Genomic DNA, 19,249 nt, shown 5'->3' on the forward strand with positions numbered 1-19,249 from the left:
AGCTGTCCTCCATGTCTACTTCCGCCGATGTTCGGGTCACCGTCGCAGATCTTTCCAACGGTGCGGCGTGGATGGGCGGCAAGGTGATGCCGGTCGCAGAAGCTGCGCTGCCAGTTACCGATTGGGGGCTAATCCATTCGGACATCACCTATGATGTGGTCCCGGTACTGGACGGTGCATTCTTTCGCTTGCCCCATTATCTGGCCCGTTTTCGCCGCTCGATGGACGAACTGCGGCTGGACCCGAAGCTGAGCGATGAAGAGATAAAAGAAGTTCTTCAATCACTCGTAGCAGCGACGGGATTGCAAAAGGCCTATGTGGCCATGGTCACTTCCCGGGGCGTGAACCAGGTGTCGGGTTCACGAGACCCGAGGGACTGCAAGAACCACTTCTTTGCCTGGTGCGTGCCCTACATTCACGTCATCCGGCCAGAGATCGCGGAGAGAGGGGCCCATGTTCATATTGCCGAGACGGTGCGCCGGATTTCGCCCGCCAGCGTCAATCCGAAGGTCAAAAACTACCACTGGGGGGATTTCACCAAGGGGCTGTTTGAGGCCAAGGACAACGGCGCGGAGACCGTCATTTTGCTGGATGATAATGGCAACGTGACCGAAGGGCCGGGTTTCAATGTGTTTGCCGTGAAAGGTCGAACCCTGGTGACGGCCGAAAGCGGTGTTTTGGAAGGCATCAGCCGTCAGACGGTGCTGGATATCGCGGCAGAACAAGGTCTTGAGATTGAGATCCGGGCTTTGCCGCTCAGCGAGTTTTTCGAGTGCGACGAGGTTTTCATCACCACGTCAGGTGGCGGCGTCGCACCGGTCACCCGGGTGGATGACCGGATCTTTTCAAATGATGCGCCGGGCCCGATCACGGCAGCACTGCACAAGGCCTATTTTGAATGGGCCGCCCGTCCGGAAAACCGGACGGAGATTTCTTATTGGGATTAATTTTGGTTAGTTAGTTTTTTCTAGTGAGACACATGCCCCAAGGCCGCAGTGTAATCTGCTTCCTTGAAGCGACTTGCTTTTAGTTCTGATATTTGGGTAACCGATTCAGAAACTTCGTTTTGAGTGAAGTCAGTCCAATGATACGCAAAGTTGCTCCAGATGAAGCATCCTTTTGAATGGGTGACTTTCACCGATATGTAGCCACAGGCAAGGTCACGGCAGGGACAGACATAGAGTGGGATGTGGCCGTTCGCGGTGGTTCCTGCAACTTCACACAGAAGCAATTCACGCATTTGAGTGTCGACCAGATCCCGTTCGCTACCCAAGTTCGCAACCATGCCGCCGCGGCCAAGGCCTTTCAGCTCTTGAAGCAAAGACTTTCCTGAAACGAAAAAGTCATATTCGCCGCTGTGACGGTTGGAGATCTTCTCAATCGTAAGCTTTTTTATTGGAACCATCGAACCAGCATTAAGCCTCAAACACTGCAACAACCGGGGCGTGGTCGGATGGTTTTTCCCAGCCGCGGGCGTCGCGCAGGACTTCGGTGCTCTTGATGTGGGGGGCCGCAGGTTCAGACACCCAGACATGGTCCAAACGGCGGCCCTTGTCGGCAGCCGACCAGTCTTTCGCCCGGTAGCTCCACCAAGTGTAAAGCTTGTCTTTCATTGGGGTGAACTGGCGCATCGCGTCGAGCCAGCCGCCGCTCTCCCGGACTTTTTCAAAGAGGTCCGTTTCGATCGGTGTGTGCGAGACGACCTTCAAAAGCTTCTTGTGGGACCAGACATCGTGTTCGTAGGGCGCGACATTCAAATCCCCGACAAGGACAGCCGGGCGGGCTGTTTCCGGGCCCTTCAGCCAGTCCTGCATTTCGGCAAGAAAGTCGAGCTTGTGGCCGAACTTGTCGTTTTTTTCGCGGTCCGGCTCGTCGCCACCGGCCGGCACATAGAAATTGTGAACCCTCAAGGCTGTCCCGTTGAACGGCACATCGACTGCCACATGCCGGCTGTCGCCAACATTGCAGAAATCCCGCTTCTCGACATTGCTGAGCGGCAGCTTCGAGAGGGTCGCGACCCCGTGGTAGCCCTTCTGGCCATTGATCGCCATGTGCTCATAGCCGGCCGCGCGGAAGGCTTTTTCCGGAAAATTTGCGTCCGGACATTTGGTTTCCTGCAGGCAAATGACGTCCGGTGCGACTTCCTCGATCAATTGTTCGACAATCGGCATGCGCAGACGCACGGAATTGATGTTCCAGGTGACGAGTTTGAGCCGGTTTGTCATGAGGATCCTTGGGCTGATCAGCCTTGAATGAGAGTTTGGATGGAGCCGCGTATCGTGCAGCGGCGGGATCGTCAACAATAGTCTCCGCCTGGTCAACCCGATACCATCATCTCTCCTGACAAAGGAAACGGTCCCCTATGTCCGAAAGAGCGAAGGGAACCTTGCATGGATATGCAGTTTGATAGCCCTTCTGCCGACTTTGATCCGCCGCATTTCAGCCGTAGTCAGATGATCGTGAAGGTGTCTACGTAATTTTGCTTGGAAATTCGAGTTTCGTCCACGTTCCGTTAGGAACTCCATTGCATTTTAGCGGTCGAAAAAACCATTTCTTAACCCTGCCGAGGTTGCTGTGCTCGCAATGATCAAAACGGTTTGTTCTTTGGTCGGTTTCGCGTTTTTGAGCGCGTGTTCTGCCTATGATTTTCCAGATCCGACACCGGAGGACTTTGCGGTTCACGGGATCGATATCTCAAGATGGCAGGGGGATATTGATTGGGACCGGGTCCGCCAGTCCGGCGTTGCCTTTGCCTGGATCAAGGCCACCGAAGGTGGGGACCACGCCGATCCCCGGTTTGTCGACAACTGGATTGGGGCCCGGAAAGCCGGCGTGCGGCGCGGGGCTTATCACTTCTATTACTTCTGCCGTCCGGTCGAGGAACAGATCTCGTGGGTCAAGGAAGTTGTTCCGGTCGATCCGCAGGCTTTGCCGCTGGTTCTGGATATGGAGTGGAACGCGCACTCCAAGACCTGTACGACGCGTCCGCCTCGGGAGCGGATCCTTCCGGACATGAAGCTCTTTCTGGACGAGATGGAGCGCCACTATGGCAAGCGGCCGGTGATCTATTCTTCCGTGGACTTTCACCGGGATCGCCTTGTGGGGGCTTTCCTGGACGAACACTTCTGGCTGCGCTCAGTGGCGACCTATCCGAACAACATCTACGAACAGCGGGACGACTGGGTGTTCTGGCAATACACCGCAGAAGGCCGGATTCCGGGCATCAAGGGTGATGTCGACCGCAATGCTTTCTTCGGTACGAAGTCGCAATTTCGGGATTGGCTGAACGGCGAGCTGAAGCGCTAGGTCCTGACCCTGGTCCGGTCCGGGGCGGCTGGATCAGTTCACCTTGATCTGGTGGGTGACATCCTTGCCGTTGCTGACGGTGACTTGCTTGAAGCCGATTAGTTTGCAGAAATCGAGGAAGTTCAATTCCTGCGGCTGGTCGGTGCGGGCAAAGAGTTCGGTGCCCCTGGCCATGGAGGTCAGTGACGCCAAAAGGGCACGCATCCGGTAGAGCGTGTCGTACTGACCGTCGCCTGTGGCGACAATGATCAGTTTTTCCAGCTCCGCGCCCTTGGCGAACAGGTGGTAGCCGGGGGCATAAGCTTGTTTCGACTGCTGAGCGGCAAGCCCGATCACAAAGGCTGCTCTTGAACGCTTGTTTGCATCAAGGGCTGTTTCAACGTTTGAAATGTAGGGCTCACTTGTCTGAGGAGCTGGATAATAATAGCCCGCATGCGAATCGAAGGCACTGGACGGCAGCGTGCCCGCTGCCAAAACCGCCGCTATACATGCGCCCTGAAATGTCCGGCGTGCGCAGGCTTTTAGAATAGAATCGATCACGTTTTGAGCCCCCCTGAGGATAAGGCTCTATGAAGTCTGGTCTTCTGACCGAAATCAAGGGCGAACATGATACCGTCTGAAGGCGGAAACGCTTGAGGGTGCTATACTTTCGCCACGTTATCGGCTCACATGGTCGATGTCTGGGCAGATAAACAGGAGTTTTGAGGATGTTGAACCGCTTTGCGATGGCTCTGGCCGCTGCGGTCCTGACAATAACACCGGCTCTCGCCCAGTCCGGCGGCCCGGCAATCGCCTACACCACGGCCAATTTGAACATGCGCGCTGGGCCGGGAACCAACTATCCGGTTCTGACAACCTTGCCTCAGGGCGCCGGGGTCACCGTGTTCGGCTGTACCGCGGACTTTCAGTGGTGTGATGCGGCCTTCACCACGGTTAAAGGTTGGGTCTCGGGGAAATATCTCAGCTATGGCGTTCAGGGCCGGTATTATGGCCAGTCGATCCCGCGGTCCGGAATTTACGTGGGTGTGCCGCGTTATCAGCAGAACTACCCGGTCTATGGACGCGGTCCGGTAAGGGTTCAGCCGCTGCCCGGCTACCGCCGGTACTGACCCGACGATCGATCCGGAAAAGGAAGGAGCGCCCGTTTTTTTGCGGGCGCTTTCGTTGGCAGTGACTGCCATCCTCCCGCACCAAGCCGTTCTTCTGAGTGGTTTCAAACGTATATCGGAAGATATCGTTTCATTACTGTCTGTATTATATTTAATAATATCATTAAGTACTTGTGGGTCTTTCAGAAAACTGCGCTGGATTTGCGACATGAACCGTAGATGAATGGCTCTGTTGCAATTGGGCCATCTTAAATCTCCACATCACTGCCGTGTCATGGGTAGTTTTTGGAGAGAAGATCATGTTGAAGCAAGCAGCATTGGCGATGATGGCCGCAGGGTTTCTTGCGCAGCCAGCCATGTCCCAAGCAAATGCATCAGTCGCCTACACCACAAGCGGGCTGAATATGCGGGCCGGACCCGGAACCAGCTATCCTGTCATAACAACCCTGCCGCAAGGCGCGGCAGTCCAGATTTCGGGATGTACCGCCGGATATGGCTGGTGTGATGCGAGCTACGGGAACATGTCCGGATGGGTTTCGGGAAGCTATCTGGTCTACGGAACGCGTGGCAGTTACTACCGCCAGCCTATTCCAAGTGCGGGCGTTTATATCGGCGTGCCGATCATAAACCGAAACGTGACCATCTATAATCGGCCGGTGCGCCCGCGCGTTTATGCCCCGCCGCCCCGCGGCCCGCGTGGTCCTTATTATCAGCCGAGACCGCCGCGTGCTGTCGCACCAATACTTCCGGATCGCCCGCCGCAGGCCCAGGTCAGACCGCCTCGGCCGCACCAGCCTATGCAGCCACCGCGTGGTTCCAGGCGTTCCTGATTGGGTTTATTGAGTTGGAGCCGGAGCTGCCAGGACAAGTGACCAGAAGACCTTGTGCTTGGCATTAGCGGAATAGGCTGTCGCGATGCCAAGGCGGGTGGCGGAGTTTGCGAGAAGCACCTCGTTGTGTTTCGGAGATTCCCGCCATCCGGAAAAGGCTTCCGCAAAGGTGCGATAACCGGCACTCACATTTTCAGATGCCGCGGTTTTTGGCTCCCCGATCGCGGCCATGCGGGTTTCCAGTTGCAGATTGGACGCAAGCGATGCCTGAACCGTTCCGGCGGATGCCATGGCGTTGGCTTGGGTCTGCGCAATGGAGGTCAATCGCGGGTCGGGCGTGACGGCCGGTAAACCGTTGTTGATCCGGTATTGCGAGATCATCTGGGCGGCTGTTGCCGGATCAACCTGTCCATCCGTTTTTGCCAGATCCTGATAAAACGGCGGCGTCTGCAGGCGATCGCCCATGCAGGCGGACAGCCCCAAGGCCGCAAGCCCGATAGGGATCAACATGAGTCTGGAGAGGGATCGCCGGGCTGTCGCACGCATGTTCAATAAGCGCCTGTATCTGGAGTGCATCGTGATTCGATGCAGGAACAATGTCGGCGAATAGCAGCAGAATTGGGACTGGTTCGACAAGCCATGTGAGGAATGCTGAGAGGGCTGCCCACAGATGGCGAAAGTCTGACGGTGCCGGCCAACAAAAAAGCCAGCCCGAACATCGGGCTGGCAGGCTGCATCAGGCTCTAAGCCTTCGGGGAGAATGGTTGATTTAGCGTTTTCCAGCTTCAATCACATCTTCAAGGGTCCGCAGGCCCGTGGTCGGCGCACAAACAAGGACGGACATGTTGCCGGGGGCGTGTTCGTTCTTCCACATCTTGGTGTGCGCTTGCGGGATCTGATCCCACGGAAACACTTCAGACATGTAAGGATCGATCCGGCGTTCAATCATGAGCTTGTTGGCGGCCGATGCCTGCTTCAGATGCGCAAAGTGCGAGCCTTGCAGGCGCTTTTGGTGCATCCACATGTAGCGGACATCGAAGGTGCAGTTGAAGCCTGACGTACCGGCACAGATCACGACCATGCCGCCCTTTTTACAGACGAACGTTGAGACAGGGAACGTCGCTTCGCCCGGGTGCTCAAAGACGATATCGACGTTGTTGCCTTTGCCGGTGATGTCCCAGATCGCCTTGCCGAACTTGCGCACTTCCTTGAACCAGTCGGCGTATTCCGGTGAGCCGACCTTCGGCAGCTGGCCCCAGCAATTGAAGTCCTTGCGGTTCAGGACGCCTTTTGCACCCAGATCCATGACGAAGTCACGCTTGTCTTCGTCTGAAATGACACCAATGGCGTTGGCGCCCGCTGCCGTGATCAGCTGGATCGCATAGGACCCAAGTCCGCCAGAAGCGCCCCAAACCAGAACGTTCTGGCCCGGCTTCAGTTCGTGCGGGTGGTGACCGAAGAGCATCCGGTAAGCCGTTGCAAGGGTCAGCGTGTAACAGGCGCTTTCTTCCCAAGTCTGGTGTTTCGGACGCGGCATCAGCTGCTGCGCCTGAACCCGTGTGAACTGGGAGAAGGACCCGTCCGGGGTCTCATAGCCCCAAATGCGCTGGGAATTGGAGTACATCGGGTCGCCGCCGTTGCAATCTTCGTCGTCGCCGTCGTCCTGATTACAGTGGATAACGACCTCATCGCCGACTTTCCAGCGTTTGACCTTGTCACCAACGGCCCAAACGATCCCGGATGCATCTGACCCGGCGATGTGGAACGGCGCGCCGTGGCCGTCGAACGGGCTGATCGGCTCGCCAAGGCCGGCCCAAATGCCGTTGTAGTTGACACCGGCGGCCATCACGAGAACCAGAACCTCATGGCTGTCCAGTTCCCAGGTCGGCACGACCTCAAGCTTCATCGCGTCTTCCGGAGCGCCGTGACGTTCCCGGCGGATTGCCCACGCATACATGTTTTTAGGAACGTGACCGAGCGGCGGGATTTCACCGATTTCGTAGAGATCTTTCAACGGAGCGTCTCCCCGCGTTTGGTTGTCATTGGCTTGCGCTGTTGCTGTCACTCTCCCCTCCCAGGGCTGTCTTTGGCGCGATTTTCTTTCGCATGTGCAAAAGGCTCTATCGGGGCAAAACCCCAATTTGCGCAACTATTGTTCAAAAATAGATACGTATCTATACGACTATTGCTTAACTTGCGTTTTTTGGCCAGTCGTATTTTGCATTGCAAGAGAAGGGTTTCGCGCGCGCGCAAACTCCGGCACACTGTTGGTCTTGGGAGATAGACCGGTAAATCAGGTGCTACAGGGAAAAGAAGACTGGCAAAATAAGGCCTTAGGAGGAGAAGCGGCATGAGCGCAGCAGGCGATGGCAAGGTAGAGCGGGACCGTCCTTGGATCTTCCGCACCTATGCGGGGCATTCCACAGCCGCCGAATCCAACAAGTTGTACCGAGGGAATTTGGCCAAGGGGCAGACCGGACTGTCCGTGGCTTTCGATTTGCCCACACAAACCGGTTATGATCCGGATGATCTTTTGGCGCGCGGTGAAGTGGGAAAGGTCGGTGTGCCGGTTGCACATCTCGGCGATATGCGGACACTCTTCCATGAGATCCCGCTGGAGCGCATGAACACGTCCATGACGATCAACGCAACCGCGCCGTGGCTATTGTCTCTTTATATAGCAGCAGCTGATGAACAGGGCGCAGACCGCAAGCTGCTCTCCGGCACAACACAGAACGACATCATAAAGGAATACCTTTCCCGCGGCACTTATGTGTTCCCGCCGGCACCTTCGCTGAGTCTGACGACGGATGTCATTTCGTGGACCTATTCCAACATGCCGAAGTGGAACCCGATGAATGTCTGCTCCTACCATTTGCAGGAAGCAGGCGCGACGCCGGTCCAGGAATTGTCCTTTGCACTTGCGACCGCAGTGGCCATTCTCGACAGCATGAAGGCAAGTGGAGCGATACCGGAGGAAGATTTCCCGAAGGCGGTTGGCCGGATCTCCTTCTTCGTGAATGCAGGCATGCGTTTCGTCACTGAAATGTGCAAGATGCGCGCTTTCACAGAGCTTTGGGACGAGATTTGCCGCGAGCGCTACGGCGTGGAAGATGAGCGCTACCGCCGCTTCCGTTATGGCGTTCAGGTAAACTCCCTTGGCCTGACGGAGCCGCAGCCGGAAAACAACGTCTACCGCATTCTTGTTGAAATGCTGGCCGTGGTTTTGTCCAAGAACGCAAGGGCTCGCGCTGTCCAGCTTCCGGCCTGGAACGAGGCGCTGGGCCTGCCGCGTCCGTTCGATCAGCAATGGTCGCTCAGAATGCAGCAGATCCTCGCCTATGAGACCGACCTTCTGGAGTATGCGGACATCTTCGACGGGTCTGCGGAAATCACCCGCAAAGTGGAGGAGCTGAAAGCCGAAGCCCGCGAAGAACTCGCGCGCATTGACGCGATGGGCGGGGCAGTTGCGGCCGTTGAATCCAGCTACATGAAGCGCAAGCTTGTCGAGGCCAATTCGGCGCGCCTTGCCGGGATTGAAAGCGGTGATCAGGTTGTGGTTGGGGTCAACAAGTGGACCGAGACAGAGCCGTCCCCACTGGCAGCTGGCGAAGACGGCGGCATTCTGACAGTGCCTGAGCATGTCGAGGGCGAGGCCATCGAGAAAGTCAAAGCCTGGCGCGAGGCCCGCGAGCAGGCGGCCGTTGATGCGGCCATTTCCGAACTGCGAGCGGCAGCCCAGGAAGGCCGGAATATCATGGAACCGTCCATTGCTGCGGCTAAAGCTGGTGTGACGACCGGGGAATGGGGGCGCACCTTGCGGGAGGTCTTCGGTGAGTACCGGGCTCCGACGGGTGTTGGTCAATCCGTCAGCGACGACGCTGGTGATCTGGCCGCCGTGCGGGCGGATGTGGAAGCTGCGTCAGAAAAACTCGGCCGGCGTCTCAAGTTCCTCGTTGGAAAGCCGGGGCTGGACGGACATTCCAACGGCGCGGAACAGATTGCCGTGCGGGCGCGGGATTGCGGCATGGAGGTCGTTTATGAGGGCATTCGCCTGACCCCGGCCCAGATCGTCAATGCGGCGGTCGAAGAAGATGTTCACGTCATTGGCCTCTCCATTCTTTCTGGATCCCATTTGGCGCTGGTGCGCGATGTCATGGATCTCCTGAGAAGCTCGGGTGCGGATGACATTCCTGTTGTCGTCGGCGGCATCATCCCAGATGAAGATGCTGCGCAACTGAAAGCCATGGGAATTGCTGCGGTCTATACGCCCAAGGACTTCCAGCTGACGGATATCATGGCGGATGTCGTCAAGATCGTTGGTGGTGCCGCAGAAAAGGCTGCTTAGGTCGTAATAACCGGTCCTGTCTGATTTGCTGCTTCTGGAACAACGGGTTAACATACCGTAAAGATTCGTTAACTCTTTGTTGTGAAAATCAAAGAAGGTTTGCCAGAAGGCGAACTCTCTCTGATGGCCAGGAGGCCGAAATGGCGACGACGATTGAAAGGCCCATTGCGGCCCAGGTCGTGGCGCATGCGACAGAGTATCCAGCGGACCGGGACGGTGATGGCACCGGATATGGCCGCGAACAAAAGCGTACCGCAGAGCGCCAGGACCACGACACCGGACCTTCGAACGAAGACCCGGCTGTTGTGATTGATGAACATCACTCTGTAGACCACGTGCTGGACGGGATTGCCGCTTACAAGGCTGCCGCTCTTGAAGTCCTTGAACCGGGTGTTGACCACGGCCCGGTGCATCCGTTGCCCGGACCGGTCGACAAAGTGCCGCCGCAAAATGTCAGGCATGCCTATGAAGATCACCCGGACGGTGAAGAGCCACCGCACGCGGTAAATGTCGCGACTTGAGCTGCGTAAGGCTTAGTCAATCGGGTGCAATCAGGGCTATTTTTCCTTGAAATCCGCCGGGAAACGTCTCATACCGCGCGGCGTAGGTGATCCTACGTATTTTGAGCGTGCCGGTTGGCTCGCGAAAATCAGATCAAGCAGGGGCGGCCAGAGGTGATCGAAACAATTCTTGGATTGGCGGCGCAAAACCTTTTGTCGCCTATCATCTTGTTTTTTGCGCTTGGTTTGGGAGCGGCATTCGTCCGCTCCGACCTGACGATCCCGGAAGCGGCCGCCAAATCCCTGTCGATCTATCTGCTCTTTGCGATTGGCTTCAAGGGCGGGGTGAGCGTCAGTGCGCACGGGATTGATGCGACCCTGATCCTGTCCCTGATCGCTGGTCTGATCCTGTCCTTCGCGCTGCCGTTCCTGGCGTTCGCTCTTCTGCGTGGCATGACACGGTTGAGCACGGTGGATGCGGCTGCTGTCGCTGGCCACTACGGCTCAATCTCGATTGTTACATTTGTCGCGGCAACGTCCGTTCTGCAGAGCCAGGGCATTGCTAGTGAAGGCTATCTTGTGGCTGTTGCTGCTGTGATGGAAGCGCCGGCCATTTTGTCCGCGCTCTGGATCGTTGCGCGGTTCTCTTCAAGCGCGGAAGCCAAGGAACGTGAACAGGATACGCAGGGCCTGTGGCGCGAGATCTTGCTCAACGGCTCCATTGTGCTATTGGTCGGGTCGTTCCTGATCGGCTTCCTGACCGGCGAAGACGGCCTCAAGGAGATCGAAAGTTTCATTGTTTCGCCGTTCAAAGGCGTGCTCTGCCTGTTCCTTCTCGACATGGGGCTTGTTGCGGGCCGTGGTTTGCGGGCGAGCGCCCACCAATTGCGGCCGGGCCTGATCAGCTTCGGCATCCTGATGCCGGTGCTGGGATCGGCGGCCGGATTGATCGCCGCCAGCCTGATCGGTCTGTCGACCGGCGGGGCAGTCCTCTTGATGACCTTGAGCGCGTCTGCTTCCTATATCGCGGTGCCTGCAGCCATGCGTGTGGCCTTGCCCGAGGCCAATCCGTCTATTTATCTCACCATGTCGCTTGGAATAACCTTTCCATTCAACCTGACACTTGGCATACCGCTGTACTTAAGTGTCGCACAGGCAGTGGGGGGATAAGCCATGGAAATGAAACAGGCCAAGCGGGTCGAGATCACGATCGAAGCGCCGATGGAAACGCGTTTGACCAACGCGCTCGACCGGGCCGGGGTCACCGGCTACACAATTTTGCCGGTTTTGGGCGGTAGTGGCCGGTCTGGCCGGTGGAGCCGCGAGGGTCAGGTGTCCCGCGCCGGCGGCATGGTCTCCATCATTTGCATTATCCGTCCGGAACGCCTGGATGAGCTCCTGGAAGCTGCATTTGGCGTGGTTGAACGCCACATCGGCGTCGTCTGCGTGTCCGATTGTCAGGTCCTGCGCGCCGAGCGCTTCTAAGGTCCCAGCACTCCAGACTTTTAGCCACTTTTGCTGAGGGCGTGTACGTACTTCCCCTGATTGGGCGCGCTTGAGTGATCCCGTAAAACTGTTGGACTGCACTGCGTGCGCCAATGCTCAGGAGATCACGGCGATGGCTTTCCCATCCGAATTGCTCAACGGATACAGCCGTTATCTGCACAAGGGTTTCGTGCGCCATAAGGAAATCCAGGAACATCTTGCGATTTACGGGCAAACGCCGGAAGTCATGGTGGTGTCTTGCTGCGACAGCCGTGTGACCCCGGAAGGCATCTTCGGCGCAGGTCCGGGTGAGTTGTTTGTTGTCCGCAATGTTGCCAATCTCGTGCCGCCGTTCGAGGCCACCGAAGGTCAGCACGGCACAAGTGCGGCGATTGAATATGGCGTGACCGGTCTTCACGTGAAGCACATCGTGGTCATGGGCCACTGCAAGTGCGGAGGCATCCAAGCCTTCCGCGAAAGCGCCAATCAGGACCACGCGCAGAAGGGGTTCATTGGACGCTGGATCAAGCTTCTGGAGCCTGCAGCGATTTCAATGGCATGTATGCCGGTCGACAAGATCGAAGACCCGCAGCTGGCCATGGAATATGCTGGCGTACGGCAATCCCTTAAGAACTTGATGACCTTCCCATTCGTCAAAGAGGCTGTTGAGGCAGGGGAGTTGAAACTGCATGGCGCCTGGTTCGACATCGGGTCTGCGGAACTGCGGGTGATGGATCCGATCACAGAGCGTTTTGAAACCGCAGACGGCCCGGAAGCCATGCCGATCCCGACGGTCGCCGCTGAATAGGACGGGTTGCTTGAATGGGCCTAGCCGGCTGAGCTGTTTTTTGGCATCAAGCGGTTCCAATTCCGATACCTGTTCCAAGGCCTTCCCATGACAACTGAAATTGCGATTTACCAGCGTCTTGCCAAGTACAACACCTGGATGACGGAAAAAGCCTATGTGGCCGCGGACAAGATGAGCGATGCGGATCGCAGAGAGGACCGCGGGGCTTTCTTCAAATCCGTTCATTCCACGCTCAATCATCTGCTTTTCGGCGATCGCGCTTGGATGCGCCACTTCACGGGCCGTGATTACGAGGTCGGCGGCATGGGCGTTGATATCTTTGAGGATTATGATGGCCTCAAGGCCGCGCATTTCGAGATCTGCGCCGACATTGAAGAGTTTGCCGGTGGACTGACATCCGAATGGCTGGCCGGGACCTTGGAATGGACCAGCCGCAGTGACGGTCAGACCCGGATCCGGCCGCGCTGGTTGTGCCTGACACACATGTTCAATCACCAGACCCATCACCGGGGCCAGCTGTCGACGCTCTATATGCAGGCCGGGATCGACATCGGCAAAACAGATCTGCCGTTCATGCCGGATTTGTTACAGCTGGATGTTTCCGGCTAACTCGCAAACAGCAATCCGCTTCCCACAACAACCAGACCGGCACCGGCCCAGGCGCCAAGGGCCGGAATTTCTTTGGTCCGCCACCAGAGCATCGGGAGCATGAGGGCTGGGGTGGTGGCGGAGAGGGTTGCGATGATGCCGACTTCACCTCCGGACAGCGCGAACAGGATGAGCGTCATGCCGACGCCCATGCCGAGAAAACCGGAAAGCGCGATCAGGCCAACGAGGGATGGCGTGAACCGGCCTGCCGGTTTCACCCATGAGACCGGAAGGCGGGTTAATGCCAGAAGGCAGAGCGCAGCCATGCCGACGCGAAGGCTGGAGGCGGCGACCGGATCGGCACCGGTTTCCATCACGGGCCGGGCGATCAGCGAGCCGATCGACTGCGACAGGGCAGCGGCCAGTCCCAGAAAGACGCCAGCCCAAAGCGGCCCGCGAATGCTTTCCCACTGGTGCAGCTGGGATTTGCGTTTACCGAAGCGGATGGCCAGCAGCACGCCGCTGAAGGTGATGAGAATTCCGAGGATCTGTGTGACCGTTAGGTCTTCGTTCAAGAGCAGCCAGCCGAGGATTGCCGACATCGGCGCATTCAGCGAAAACAGCATCGCTGTGCGGCGCGGGCCCATGCGGTTCAGCGTCAGGAAAAGCGCCGTGTCGCCCATGAAGATCCCGATGACGCCGGAGAACATCAGAGGGACGACATGGTCGGTGCTGATCGATCCCCAACCGGTGGTGAGCGCCACCCAGGCAATCAGCATCAGTGCGACGAGCACCATGCGGGTGCAATTAAAGGCAATCGCACCTAAATGCTGCGCTGGCCCAGCCGATATCAAGCCGGTCAGCGCCCAAAGGGCGGCGGCACCAAGAGCAGCAGCTTCATAGACGAACATTCTCTTTAAGACCGCGCAGCAAGATCAGTCGGAAGAGCCGCTTCGCCGGTCCAGGCCGCGTCAAAAAATGCGGTTTCAAGCATACTCATGCGGGTAAAGATCACCGCCAGCCGCTCCTGTTCATCTGCGCCAAGCGCGCTGCCAACGGCATCCATCTCTTCGCGGATCCAGTTGACGAAACTCACAAAACCCTCGACCGCATGCAAATCGATCCATTCGGCGAGATAGAAGTGTTGCGGGCGTGGCTTTTGTGCTTCGCGCAAACCCCAGGTCAGATAGCACCACTCGGCGCACAGGAGGCAGGCCAGGCCCTCGGCATATGTGCCTTTGCCGGAGGAGGTCAGCAAAAGATCAGCAAAAGCCCGTGTGACTGGACCCTGAGCGGCTGTTTCATAGACGGAAGGAGATACGCCAAGCGCCTCAAACGAGCGCAGGAAATAGTCGTTTTCCTCCGATGTCAGCAAAGCCAGAAAACCCGACAACCGGGCCTTGGAACGCATGGAGGGCGCTTTGGCAACAAGATACCCGAGAGTCGAAGCCAGATCGGTGATGAAGGTATAGTCTTCAATCAGATACCGGGCATAGGCGTCATCCGGCATGCTGCCGTCGCCGATGGCCTTCGTGAAGGCATGACCGGTGGCGGCGCTCCAGTGCGGTTCGGCGCGGGCGGCAAGCCAGTCGGTAAATCGGGCATCGGGTGTGGTTGTCAGGAATTCCTGAAAAGAACCGGAAAAAGCCTCGGGCATGGCGCCGGGCTCCTTGTCTCAATAATATCTGGGAAGAGAAGAAAAAACGGGCGCCGGAGGGCGCCCGCTTGATAAGGATCAGGCTGCTGCCTTTTTCGGAGTGATCAGGCCTCGGTTCACCAGAACCTCGGCGATCTGCACCGTGTTGAGCGCTGCGCCCTTGCGCAGGTTGTCGGAGACAACCCACATGTTGAGGCCGTTCTCAATGGTTGCGTCTTCGCGGATGCGGGAGATGTAAGTCGCATCTTCACCGGCAGATTCATACGGCGTGATGTAGCCGCCGTCTTCGTGCTTGTCGATGACCAGGCAACCTGGGGCTTCGCGCAGAATGCTGCGGGCTTCTTCCGCCGTGATCTCGTTTTCGAACTCGATGTTGACGCTTTCGGAGTGGCCAATGAAGACTGGGACGCGTACCGCGGTGCAGGTCACCTTGATGGCCGGATCAAGCATCTTCTTGGTTTCGGCCAGCACCTTCCATTCTTCCTTGGTGTAGCCGTCTTCCATGAAGACATCGATGTGCGGAATGACGTTGAACGCGATCCGCTTGGTGAACTTTTCCGGCTCTATCGGATCGTTTACAAAAACGGCGCGGGTCTGGTTGAACAGCTCTTCCATGGCGTCCTTGCCACCGCCGGAAACCGATTGGTAGGTGGAAACGACCACGCGCTTGATCTTGGCATGATCGTGCAGCGGCTTCAGCGCAACGACGAGCTGTGCGGTGGAGCAGTTCGGGTTGGCGATGATGTTCTTCTTGGTGAAACCGGTGATGGCATCGGCATTCACTTCAGGAACGATCAATGGCACGTCCGCGTCGTAGCGCCAGGCGGACGAATTGTCGATCACAACGCAGCCCTTCGCGCCAATCCTCGGAGACCATTCCTTGGAAATGGTACCGCCAGCGGACATCAGGCAGATGTCGGTATCGGAGAAATCGTAATTCTCCATCGCCTGGACCTTCAGCATTTTGTCGCCGAAAGAAATATCCGTACCTTGGGAGCGGCGGGAGGCCAGCGCGACGACTTCGTCCGCCGGAAAGCCGCGCTCTGCGAGAATATCGAGCATCTCCCGGCCAACGTTTCCGGTTGCCCCAGCAATTGCGATCTTGAAACCCATGTGACTGTCCTTGTCCGTCTCCCCGCTTCACCAGCTGCCCAGGTCATCAGGCATGCCAGCTTCCTGGCGCCTCCCATCCCCGGGGAGGCGGGATGAGCGGCACCTTAAGCGGTGGTCTTGGTAGTTTTTGTCGTGTGCTTGAATGTGGTTTTGTCAGGCGTCATCGTCCCGCCGCGCATGAAGGTCACGCTGGCAAGGGCTTCAGACATTATATCCAGAATGTCGGCTTTCAGCCGGGTCATCGGAAACTCACATTCGACAAAATTCGAGACGGCGCTCTTTTTGCCCGGAAAACCTTGAGAGTCAATACGCAAAGCGCACCGGAACTACCGGAAATCTCACACCGTTGCAGAGAAGAAACGATCGGCGGTGTCAGCGGCATGTTGATGGATGGTTCGGCGGTTAATGCCCGCGGGATCGATCGCAATTTCGGGAACATCCTCGATGGCGTATTTGGTGGGCTCACTCAAAAAGACATAATGTCCAATGTCGCCATCCAGAATTTCAATCTGGAAAGACGGGTTTTTCGCGCCCAGCCAATTTGTGCAACTCTCGACTGGGCATTCCTGATCGGCGGCTCCGGTCTGGATGTAAATCGGCACTGTGATTTCGGCTAGACTGTCCGTGGTGAACCCGCGAACCGTCGGCGCGGGAGCCATTGCGAAAACGGCTTTGATCCGGGGATCATGATAGGAGTGCCCATGGCGGGTCATAGATGTCCGGAATGGCTCAGAGTTTTCCGTCAGCCGCTCCACGTGGTCGCCCAAATCCGGAAATTCGCGCGGCCCGTTTACGCCGGGTTGATCTGCAAGCCATGCGAGGAACTGATCTTTGGCGTAAACTGCGCCGGCACTCGCGATCACGGTGTGCCCGCCCAAAGAAAAACCAGCCGCGAAAATGCGTTTCTGATCAATGTGACCGCCGTACTTTGGGTCTCTGACAAATTTATCCAAGAGTGTGGAAAGATCCCGGCTGCGTTCCCACGCGCATAGAAACCCCTCCGGCTGATAGGGCTCAATCGCTGTGTTCCCATGATGGTTCGCTCCAACGACGATGTAACCTTTTTCAGCCAAGCGCCGGCCAAACCATCCCATGCCAAGAGCGGACCCACCTGTGCCGTGTGACATGACAATGAGCGGGTAAGTGCTTTGTCGACCACTTATGGCGGCGTTCAGGCTTACCGGACCGTTGGATAGATAAGGTCTGTCTTTGGCGCCGCCTAATTGTTCTTCGGTGGGTGAGTCCAGATCCGCCGGGTACCACATTGCCCATGAAATTGGTCTTGGCCCAGTGGCTTGCCAATTTGTGCGATCTGGATCCAGAAAGCGACCTAAAATGAAACCTGCCACATAGTCCACTTTCCCGCCTCCTGAGACTGCAATGCAGAGTGTTTGGCTCGAGCGCCTCGCTCGCCAAATGGTGGCATTTTTTATTCTTGGGATTCAAGGTTGATTAGGTGTTATTCGAACAGCCGGCCCGGTCCGCGCCCTTTGGTTTCAATCCCGGCCAACTCCATCATGTGCCAGGCAAGCGCCGAGTTGGAACTGATGACCGGTTTGCCGAGTTTTGCTTCGCAGGCCTCGATCACCGGGAAGGTCCGTAGATTGGTGCAAGAGGCGAATACGGCATCCACGTCCTGGTCCTTTCCGACCCTACAAATGGCATCCATCGTCGAGGCTGGTGAAATCCGGGCCACCACGGCTTCTTCGGATTGGCCAAACGAGCCCAGCTTCATAACAGTAAGACCACTGTCTTTAAGCAGAGAAACAACCGCTTCGGAAACTTCGGCGATATAGGGCGTGACCACTCCGATCTTTTTTGCGTTCAAGTGCTCAAGCGCGGCCAGCACAGCTGCAGCCGGGTTGGTTACTTTGGCGGTTGGATGAGCCTTTTGAACGGCTTTGGCAACTTCTTCCGAGCCAATAACGGTCGACGCCGAAGTGCAGGCATAGCCAATAATATCCAGCGCCCGGGCGTTCGGGAGAAGGGCAGCAGTCCCTGTCAGTTGCGCTTTCATCCGCATCAGGGTTTCGGAGGTGACTTCCGGGGCGCTTTCGATGCGGGTGTGATTTAAGGACACGCCGTCGATGTCGAACAGGGGCCGGAATTCGTTTTCGATCGTCTCGTCCGCCTGCAGAACGATCAGCCCAAGGGCGGCTTTGTGGGCAAGGCCGTTGTCTGTTTGGAAATTGAGGTCCATGGTATCGCTCTTGTTATTGAATGACCGGAATTTCCGGGTCTGCCGGGGTGCTCAGGAATTCCGGCGCACCATCCCGGATGACGATGTTTTCCTCGTGTACCATCATCTTGCCGTCACCAAGATCAAGGCCCGGTTCCAGGGTCAGAACCATACGCTCCTGAAGGACCGTTGTGTCGAATACAGTGAGCGATGGCGTTTCCGTCAGCTGAATGCCGAGGCCATGCCCCATTCGGCCGACATCTCCGTCTGTTTGTCCAAGCACATCGGTCATGGCATTGAAAAGATCCGCGCAAGTCTTGTCCGGCCGGGCAATGGCGGCCGCGGCATGCACTGCTTCGACAAGTTTGCGATGGGCCTGTCGGACAGCATTGCTGGCATGGCCGATCGCATAATTCCTGTCAAAGTCGCAAAAATAGCCGTTTTTAACCGCGCCCGTGTCGAGCATGAGCACATCACCTGCATTAAGTGGTGCATCGGTGGGCGGTGAAATCACATCGCCATACCCGCCCGGACCGGCGCCGCCGACAAGATACGGGACATCGTCTGCACCCTGCTCCAGAAGATCAATCTTGAACCTTCGAAAGGCGCTCGTCAGGCTTTGGCCTTCATGGAATAGGTGGGAGGCATTTTCAAAACTGCGCGAGGCAATCTGACAGATTTCGCGGTGTATCGCGATTTCTGCTTCCGACTTGATATGGCGGACCGACTGGACAAGCGCGCTGGCGTTCCGGATTTCGCTACCGTGAAGGTTTGCCTTGATCCGTTCGAAATCCATGAGCGGCATGCGCAGGGAACTCTCGCGGCCCATCGGCATCCCGACCACCGCGTAGGGTTTGAGCGCATTGCATAAGAGACTGACCCCCTCATCTGTGGGGTGGGGCGCTGCAAATGTCCGGATATCATCAACCCAAGTGCTGGCCATCAAATGCGCGCCGATTTGCGGGATGACTGCGATGGGTTTGCCGGTTCGGGGAAGTATACAGAACCAGGGCCGCGCCGGGCTTTGCCAGAAGAGCGTGCGAAACCCTGTAAAATACCTGATCTCGGCCTCGGTCGTGAACAAAAGCGCTTCGAGACCCTGTTCATGCATCAAGCGCTGAGCCCGATCAGCACGATCCTCATATTCTGTCACGGCAAAATCTGCTTCTGACATCGGCGCTTCTTTCGACTGTTTGTTTTTGCTGTCGAAGCAATGCGTTTGGTATCAACGCTTTGACTGTTCGATGGAATTGATCTCGATGCGGAGAGAGGATCAGTTCTTTTCAATCTACTCAAGCGATTTTTCCGACATCGGGCTGCCGGGAC

General features: G+C 57.1%; 22 protein-coding genes. 10 read left to right on the forward strand and 12 right to left on the reverse strand.

The window, feature by feature from the left end:
• Positions 1–11: 11 nt before the first annotated feature.
• Complete coding sequence (locus tag ACQY4Z_RS14010) at positions 12–947, forward strand: aminotransferase class IV (protein ID WP_428522215.1); 936 nt, start codon at positions 12–14, stop codon at positions 945–947.
• 20 nt (positions 948–967) lie between these two features.
• Here the strand turns inward: ACQY4Z_RS14010 and ACQY4Z_RS14015 are convergent, their stop codons facing one another.
• Both ACQY4Z_RS14015 and xth read right to left on the reverse strand, forming a co-directional pair.
• Positions 968–1,405, reverse strand: coding sequence for a hypothetical protein (locus ACQY4Z_RS14015; protein WP_428522217.1), 438 nt, complete (start codon positions 1,403–1,405; stop codon positions 968–970).
• A 10-nt stretch (positions 1,406–1,415) separates the two neighbouring features.
• Positions 1,416–2,225, reverse strand: coding sequence for an exodeoxyribonuclease III (gene xth, locus ACQY4Z_RS14020; RefSeq protein ID WP_428522219.1), 810 nt, complete (start codon positions 2,223–2,225; stop codon positions 1,416–1,418).
• A gap of 358 nt (positions 2,226–2,583) precedes the next feature.
• On the opposite strand from xth, the gene ACQY4Z_RS14025 reads away from it, so the two are divergent.
• On the forward strand, positions 2,584–3,306 hold the full coding sequence (locus tag ACQY4Z_RS14025) for a glycoside hydrolase family 25 protein (protein WP_428522221.1): 723 nt from the start codon (positions 2,584–2,586) through the stop codon (positions 3,304–3,306).
• Positions 3,307–3,339: 33 nt separating this feature from the next.
• Here the strand turns inward: ACQY4Z_RS14025 and ACQY4Z_RS14030 are convergent, their stop codons facing one another.
• Complete coding sequence (locus ACQY4Z_RS14030) at positions 3,340–3,846, reverse strand: hypothetical protein (protein ID WP_209176174.1); 507 nt, start codon at positions 3,844–3,846, stop codon at positions 3,340–3,342.
• A 167-nt stretch (positions 3,847–4,013) separates the two neighbouring features.
• Between ACQY4Z_RS14030 and ACQY4Z_RS14035 the strand changes: the two genes are divergently transcribed.
• The gene (locus ACQY4Z_RS14035) at positions 4,014–4,415 is read left to right on the forward strand and encodes an SH3 domain-containing protein (RefSeq protein ID WP_428522223.1); all 402 of its coding nucleotides are present in this window, start codon (positions 4,014–4,016) and stop codon (positions 4,413–4,415) included.
• Positions 4,416–4,714: 299 nt separating this feature from the next.
• On the forward strand, positions 4,715–5,245 hold the full coding sequence (locus tag ACQY4Z_RS14040; protein ID WP_428522225.1) for an SH3 domain-containing protein: 531 nt from the start codon (positions 4,715–4,717) through the stop codon (positions 5,243–5,245).
• Between the two features lie 6 nt (positions 5,246–5,251).
• Here ACQY4Z_RS14040 and ACQY4Z_RS14045 read toward each other — a convergent pair whose 3' ends face one another.
• A complete protein-coding gene (locus ACQY4Z_RS14045) occupies positions 5,252–5,710 on the reverse strand; it encodes a CAP domain-containing protein (protein WP_133952634.1) in 459 nt (152 codons plus the stop codon).
• 304 nt (positions 5,711–6,014) lie between these two features.
• Positions 6,015–7,310 (reverse strand): crotonyl-CoA carboxylase/reductase, encoded by a 1,296-nt coding sequence (gene ccrA / locus ACQY4Z_RS14050; protein ID WP_133952301.1) that lies wholly within the window; start codon positions 7,308–7,310, stop codon positions 6,015–6,017.
• 285 nt (positions 7,311–7,595) lie between these two features.
• Here ccrA and ACQY4Z_RS14055 point away from each other — a divergent pair, with 285 nt between their 5' ends.
• From ACQY4Z_RS14055 to ACQY4Z_RS14080, 6 genes are all read left to right on the forward strand, one after another.
• Complete coding sequence (locus ACQY4Z_RS14055; protein WP_428522228.1) at positions 7,596–9,593, forward strand: methylmalonyl-CoA mutase family protein; 1,998 nt, start codon at positions 7,596–7,598, stop codon at positions 9,591–9,593.
• Positions 9,594–9,733: 140 nt separating this feature from the next.
• Complete coding sequence (locus ACQY4Z_RS14060; protein WP_428522230.1) at positions 9,734–10,114, forward strand: hypothetical protein; 381 nt, start codon at positions 9,734–9,736, stop codon at positions 10,112–10,114.
• A gap of 114 nt (positions 10,115–10,228) precedes the next feature.
• Positions 10,229–11,263 carry a sodium-dependent bicarbonate transport family permease gene (locus tag ACQY4Z_RS14065; protein WP_286183811.1) on the forward strand — a complete coding sequence of 345 codons (1,035 nt, stop codon included), beginning with the start codon at positions 10,229–10,231 and terminating at the stop codon, positions 11,261–11,263.
• 3 nt (positions 11,264–11,266) lie between these two features.
• A complete protein-coding gene (locus ACQY4Z_RS14070) occupies positions 11,267–11,578 on the forward strand; it encodes a P-II family nitrogen regulator (RefSeq protein WP_055673291.1) in 312 nt (103 codons plus the stop codon).
• A gap of 133 nt (positions 11,579–11,711) precedes the next feature.
• Positions 11,712–12,386 carry a carbonic anhydrase gene (locus ACQY4Z_RS14075; RefSeq protein ID WP_428522232.1) on the forward strand — a complete coding sequence of 225 codons (675 nt, stop codon included), beginning with the start codon at positions 11,712–11,714 and terminating at the stop codon, positions 12,384–12,386.
• An 87-nt stretch (positions 12,387–12,473) separates the two neighbouring features.
• Positions 12,474–12,995 carry a DinB family protein gene (locus tag ACQY4Z_RS14080; RefSeq protein WP_428522234.1) on the forward strand — a complete coding sequence of 174 codons (522 nt, stop codon included), beginning with the start codon at positions 12,474–12,476 and terminating at the stop codon, positions 12,993–12,995.
• On the opposite strand, the gene ACQY4Z_RS14085 is transcribed toward ACQY4Z_RS14080, so the two are convergent.
• The 7 genes from ACQY4Z_RS14085 to ACQY4Z_RS14115 all read right to left on the reverse strand — a co-directional run bounded on the left by ACQY4Z_RS14085 (position 12,992) and on the right by ACQY4Z_RS14115 (position 19,097).
• Positions 12,992–13,885, reverse strand: coding sequence for a DMT family transporter (locus ACQY4Z_RS14085; RefSeq protein WP_428522236.1), 894 nt, complete (start codon positions 13,883–13,885; stop codon positions 12,992–12,994). The genes ACQY4Z_RS14080 and ACQY4Z_RS14085 overlap by 4 nt on opposite strands.
• 5 nt (positions 13,886–13,890) lie before the next feature.
• On the reverse strand, positions 13,891–14,631 hold the full coding sequence (locus ACQY4Z_RS14090; protein WP_428522238.1) for a TenA family protein: 741 nt from the start codon (positions 14,629–14,631) through the stop codon (positions 13,891–13,893).
• Between the two features lie 78 nt (positions 14,632–14,709).
• Positions 14,710–15,744: an aspartate-semialdehyde dehydrogenase gene (locus ACQY4Z_RS14095; RefSeq protein ID WP_428522240.1), complete on the reverse strand. Its 1,035-nt coding sequence runs from the start codon at positions 15,742–15,744 to the stop codon at positions 14,710–14,712.
• Positions 15,745–15,848: 104 nt separating this feature from the next.
• Positions 15,849–15,986 (reverse strand): hypothetical protein, encoded by a 138-nt coding sequence (locus tag ACQY4Z_RS14100; RefSeq protein WP_428522242.1) that lies wholly within the window; start codon positions 15,984–15,986, stop codon positions 15,849–15,851.
• Between the two features lie 96 nt (positions 15,987–16,082).
• Positions 16,083–16,871 carry an alpha/beta hydrolase family protein gene (locus ACQY4Z_RS14105; protein WP_428522244.1) on the reverse strand — a complete coding sequence of 263 codons (789 nt, stop codon included), beginning with the start codon at positions 16,869–16,871 and terminating at the stop codon, positions 16,083–16,085.
• Between the two features lie 332 nt (positions 16,872–17,203).
• Positions 17,204–17,944 carry a maleate cis-trans isomerase family protein gene (locus ACQY4Z_RS14110; protein ID WP_428522246.1) on the reverse strand — a complete coding sequence of 247 codons (741 nt, stop codon included), beginning with the start codon at positions 17,942–17,944 and terminating at the stop codon, positions 17,204–17,206.
• 13 nt (positions 17,945–17,957) lie between these two features.
• On the reverse strand, positions 17,958–19,097 hold the full coding sequence (locus ACQY4Z_RS14115; protein WP_428522248.1) for a M24 family metallopeptidase: 1,140 nt from the start codon (positions 19,095–19,097) through the stop codon (positions 17,958–17,960).
• Positions 19,098–19,249 lie beyond the last annotated feature (152 nt).

Source organism: Roseibium sp. (assembly GCF_965276855.1).
In the GTDB taxonomy this organism is placed as follows: domain Bacteria; phylum Pseudomonadota; class Alphaproteobacteria; order Rhizobiales; family Stappiaceae; genus Roseibium.

Coding starts and splice junctions, on each gene's coding strand:
- ACQY4Z_RS14085 (WP_428522236.1), bottom strand. CDS start 13,885: ATGTTCGTCTATGAAGCTGCTGCTCTTGGTGCCGCCGCCCTTTGGGCG.
- ACQY4Z_RS14035 (WP_428522223.1), top strand. CDS start 4,014: ATGTTGAACCGCTTTGCGATGGCTCTGGCCGCTGCGGTCCTGACAATA.
- ACQY4Z_RS14105 (WP_428522244.1), bottom strand. CDS start 16,871: ATGTCACACGGCACAGGTGGGTCCGCTCTTGGCATGGGATGGTTTGGC.
- ACQY4Z_RS14055 (WP_428522228.1), top strand. CDS start 7,596: ATGAGCGCAGCAGGCGATGGCAAGGTAGAGCGGGACCGTCCTTGGATC.
- ACQY4Z_RS14075 (WP_428522232.1), top strand. CDS start 11,712: ATGGCTTTCCCATCCGAATTGCTCAACGGATACAGCCGTTATCTGCAC.
- ACQY4Z_RS14045 (WP_133952634.1), bottom strand. CDS start 5,710: ATGGGCGATCGCCTGCAGACGCCGCCGTTTTATCAGGATCTGGCAAAA.
- ACQY4Z_RS14100 (WP_428522242.1), bottom strand. CDS start 15,986: ATGACCCGGCTGAAAGCCGACATTCTGGATATAATGTCTGAAGCCCTT.
- ACQY4Z_RS14010 (WP_428522215.1), top strand. CDS start 12: ATGTCTACTTCCGCCGATGTTCGGGTCACCGTCGCAGATCTTTCCAAC.
- ACQY4Z_RS14025 (WP_428522221.1), top strand. CDS start 2,584: ATGATCAAAACGGTTTGTTCTTTGGTCGGTTTCGCGTTTTTGAGCGCG.
- ACQY4Z_RS14040 (WP_428522225.1), top strand. CDS start 4,715: ATGTTGAAGCAAGCAGCATTGGCGATGATGGCCGCAGGGTTTCTTGCG.
- ACQY4Z_RS14095 (WP_428522240.1), bottom strand. CDS start 15,744: ATGGGTTTCAAGATCGCAATTGCTGGGGCAACCGGAAACGTTGGCCGG.
- ACQY4Z_RS14080 (WP_428522234.1), top strand. CDS start 12,474: ATGACAACTGAAATTGCGATTTACCAGCGTCTTGCCAAGTACAACACC.
- xth (WP_428522219.1), bottom strand. CDS start 2,225: ATGACAAACCGGCTCAAACTCGTCACCTGGAACATCAATTCCGTGCGT.
- ACQY4Z_RS14070 (WP_055673291.1), top strand. CDS start 11,267: ATGGAAATGAAACAGGCCAAGCGGGTCGAGATCACGATCGAAGCGCCG.
- ACQY4Z_RS14015 (WP_428522217.1), bottom strand. CDS start 1,405: ATGGTTCCAATAAAAAAGCTTACGATTGAGAAGATCTCCAACCGTCAC.
- ACQY4Z_RS14115 (WP_428522248.1), bottom strand. CDS start 19,097: ATGTCAGAAGCAGATTTTGCCGTGACAGAATATGAGGATCGTGCTGAT.
- ACQY4Z_RS14110 (WP_428522246.1), bottom strand. CDS start 17,944: ATGGACCTCAATTTCCAAACAGACAACGGCCTTGCCCACAAAGCCGCC.
- ACQY4Z_RS14090 (WP_428522238.1), bottom strand. CDS start 14,631: ATGCCCGAGGCTTTTTCCGGTTCTTTTCAGGAATTCCTGACAACCACA.
- ACQY4Z_RS14060 (WP_428522230.1), top strand. CDS start 9,734: ATGGCGACGACGATTGAAAGGCCCATTGCGGCCCAGGTCGTGGCGCAT.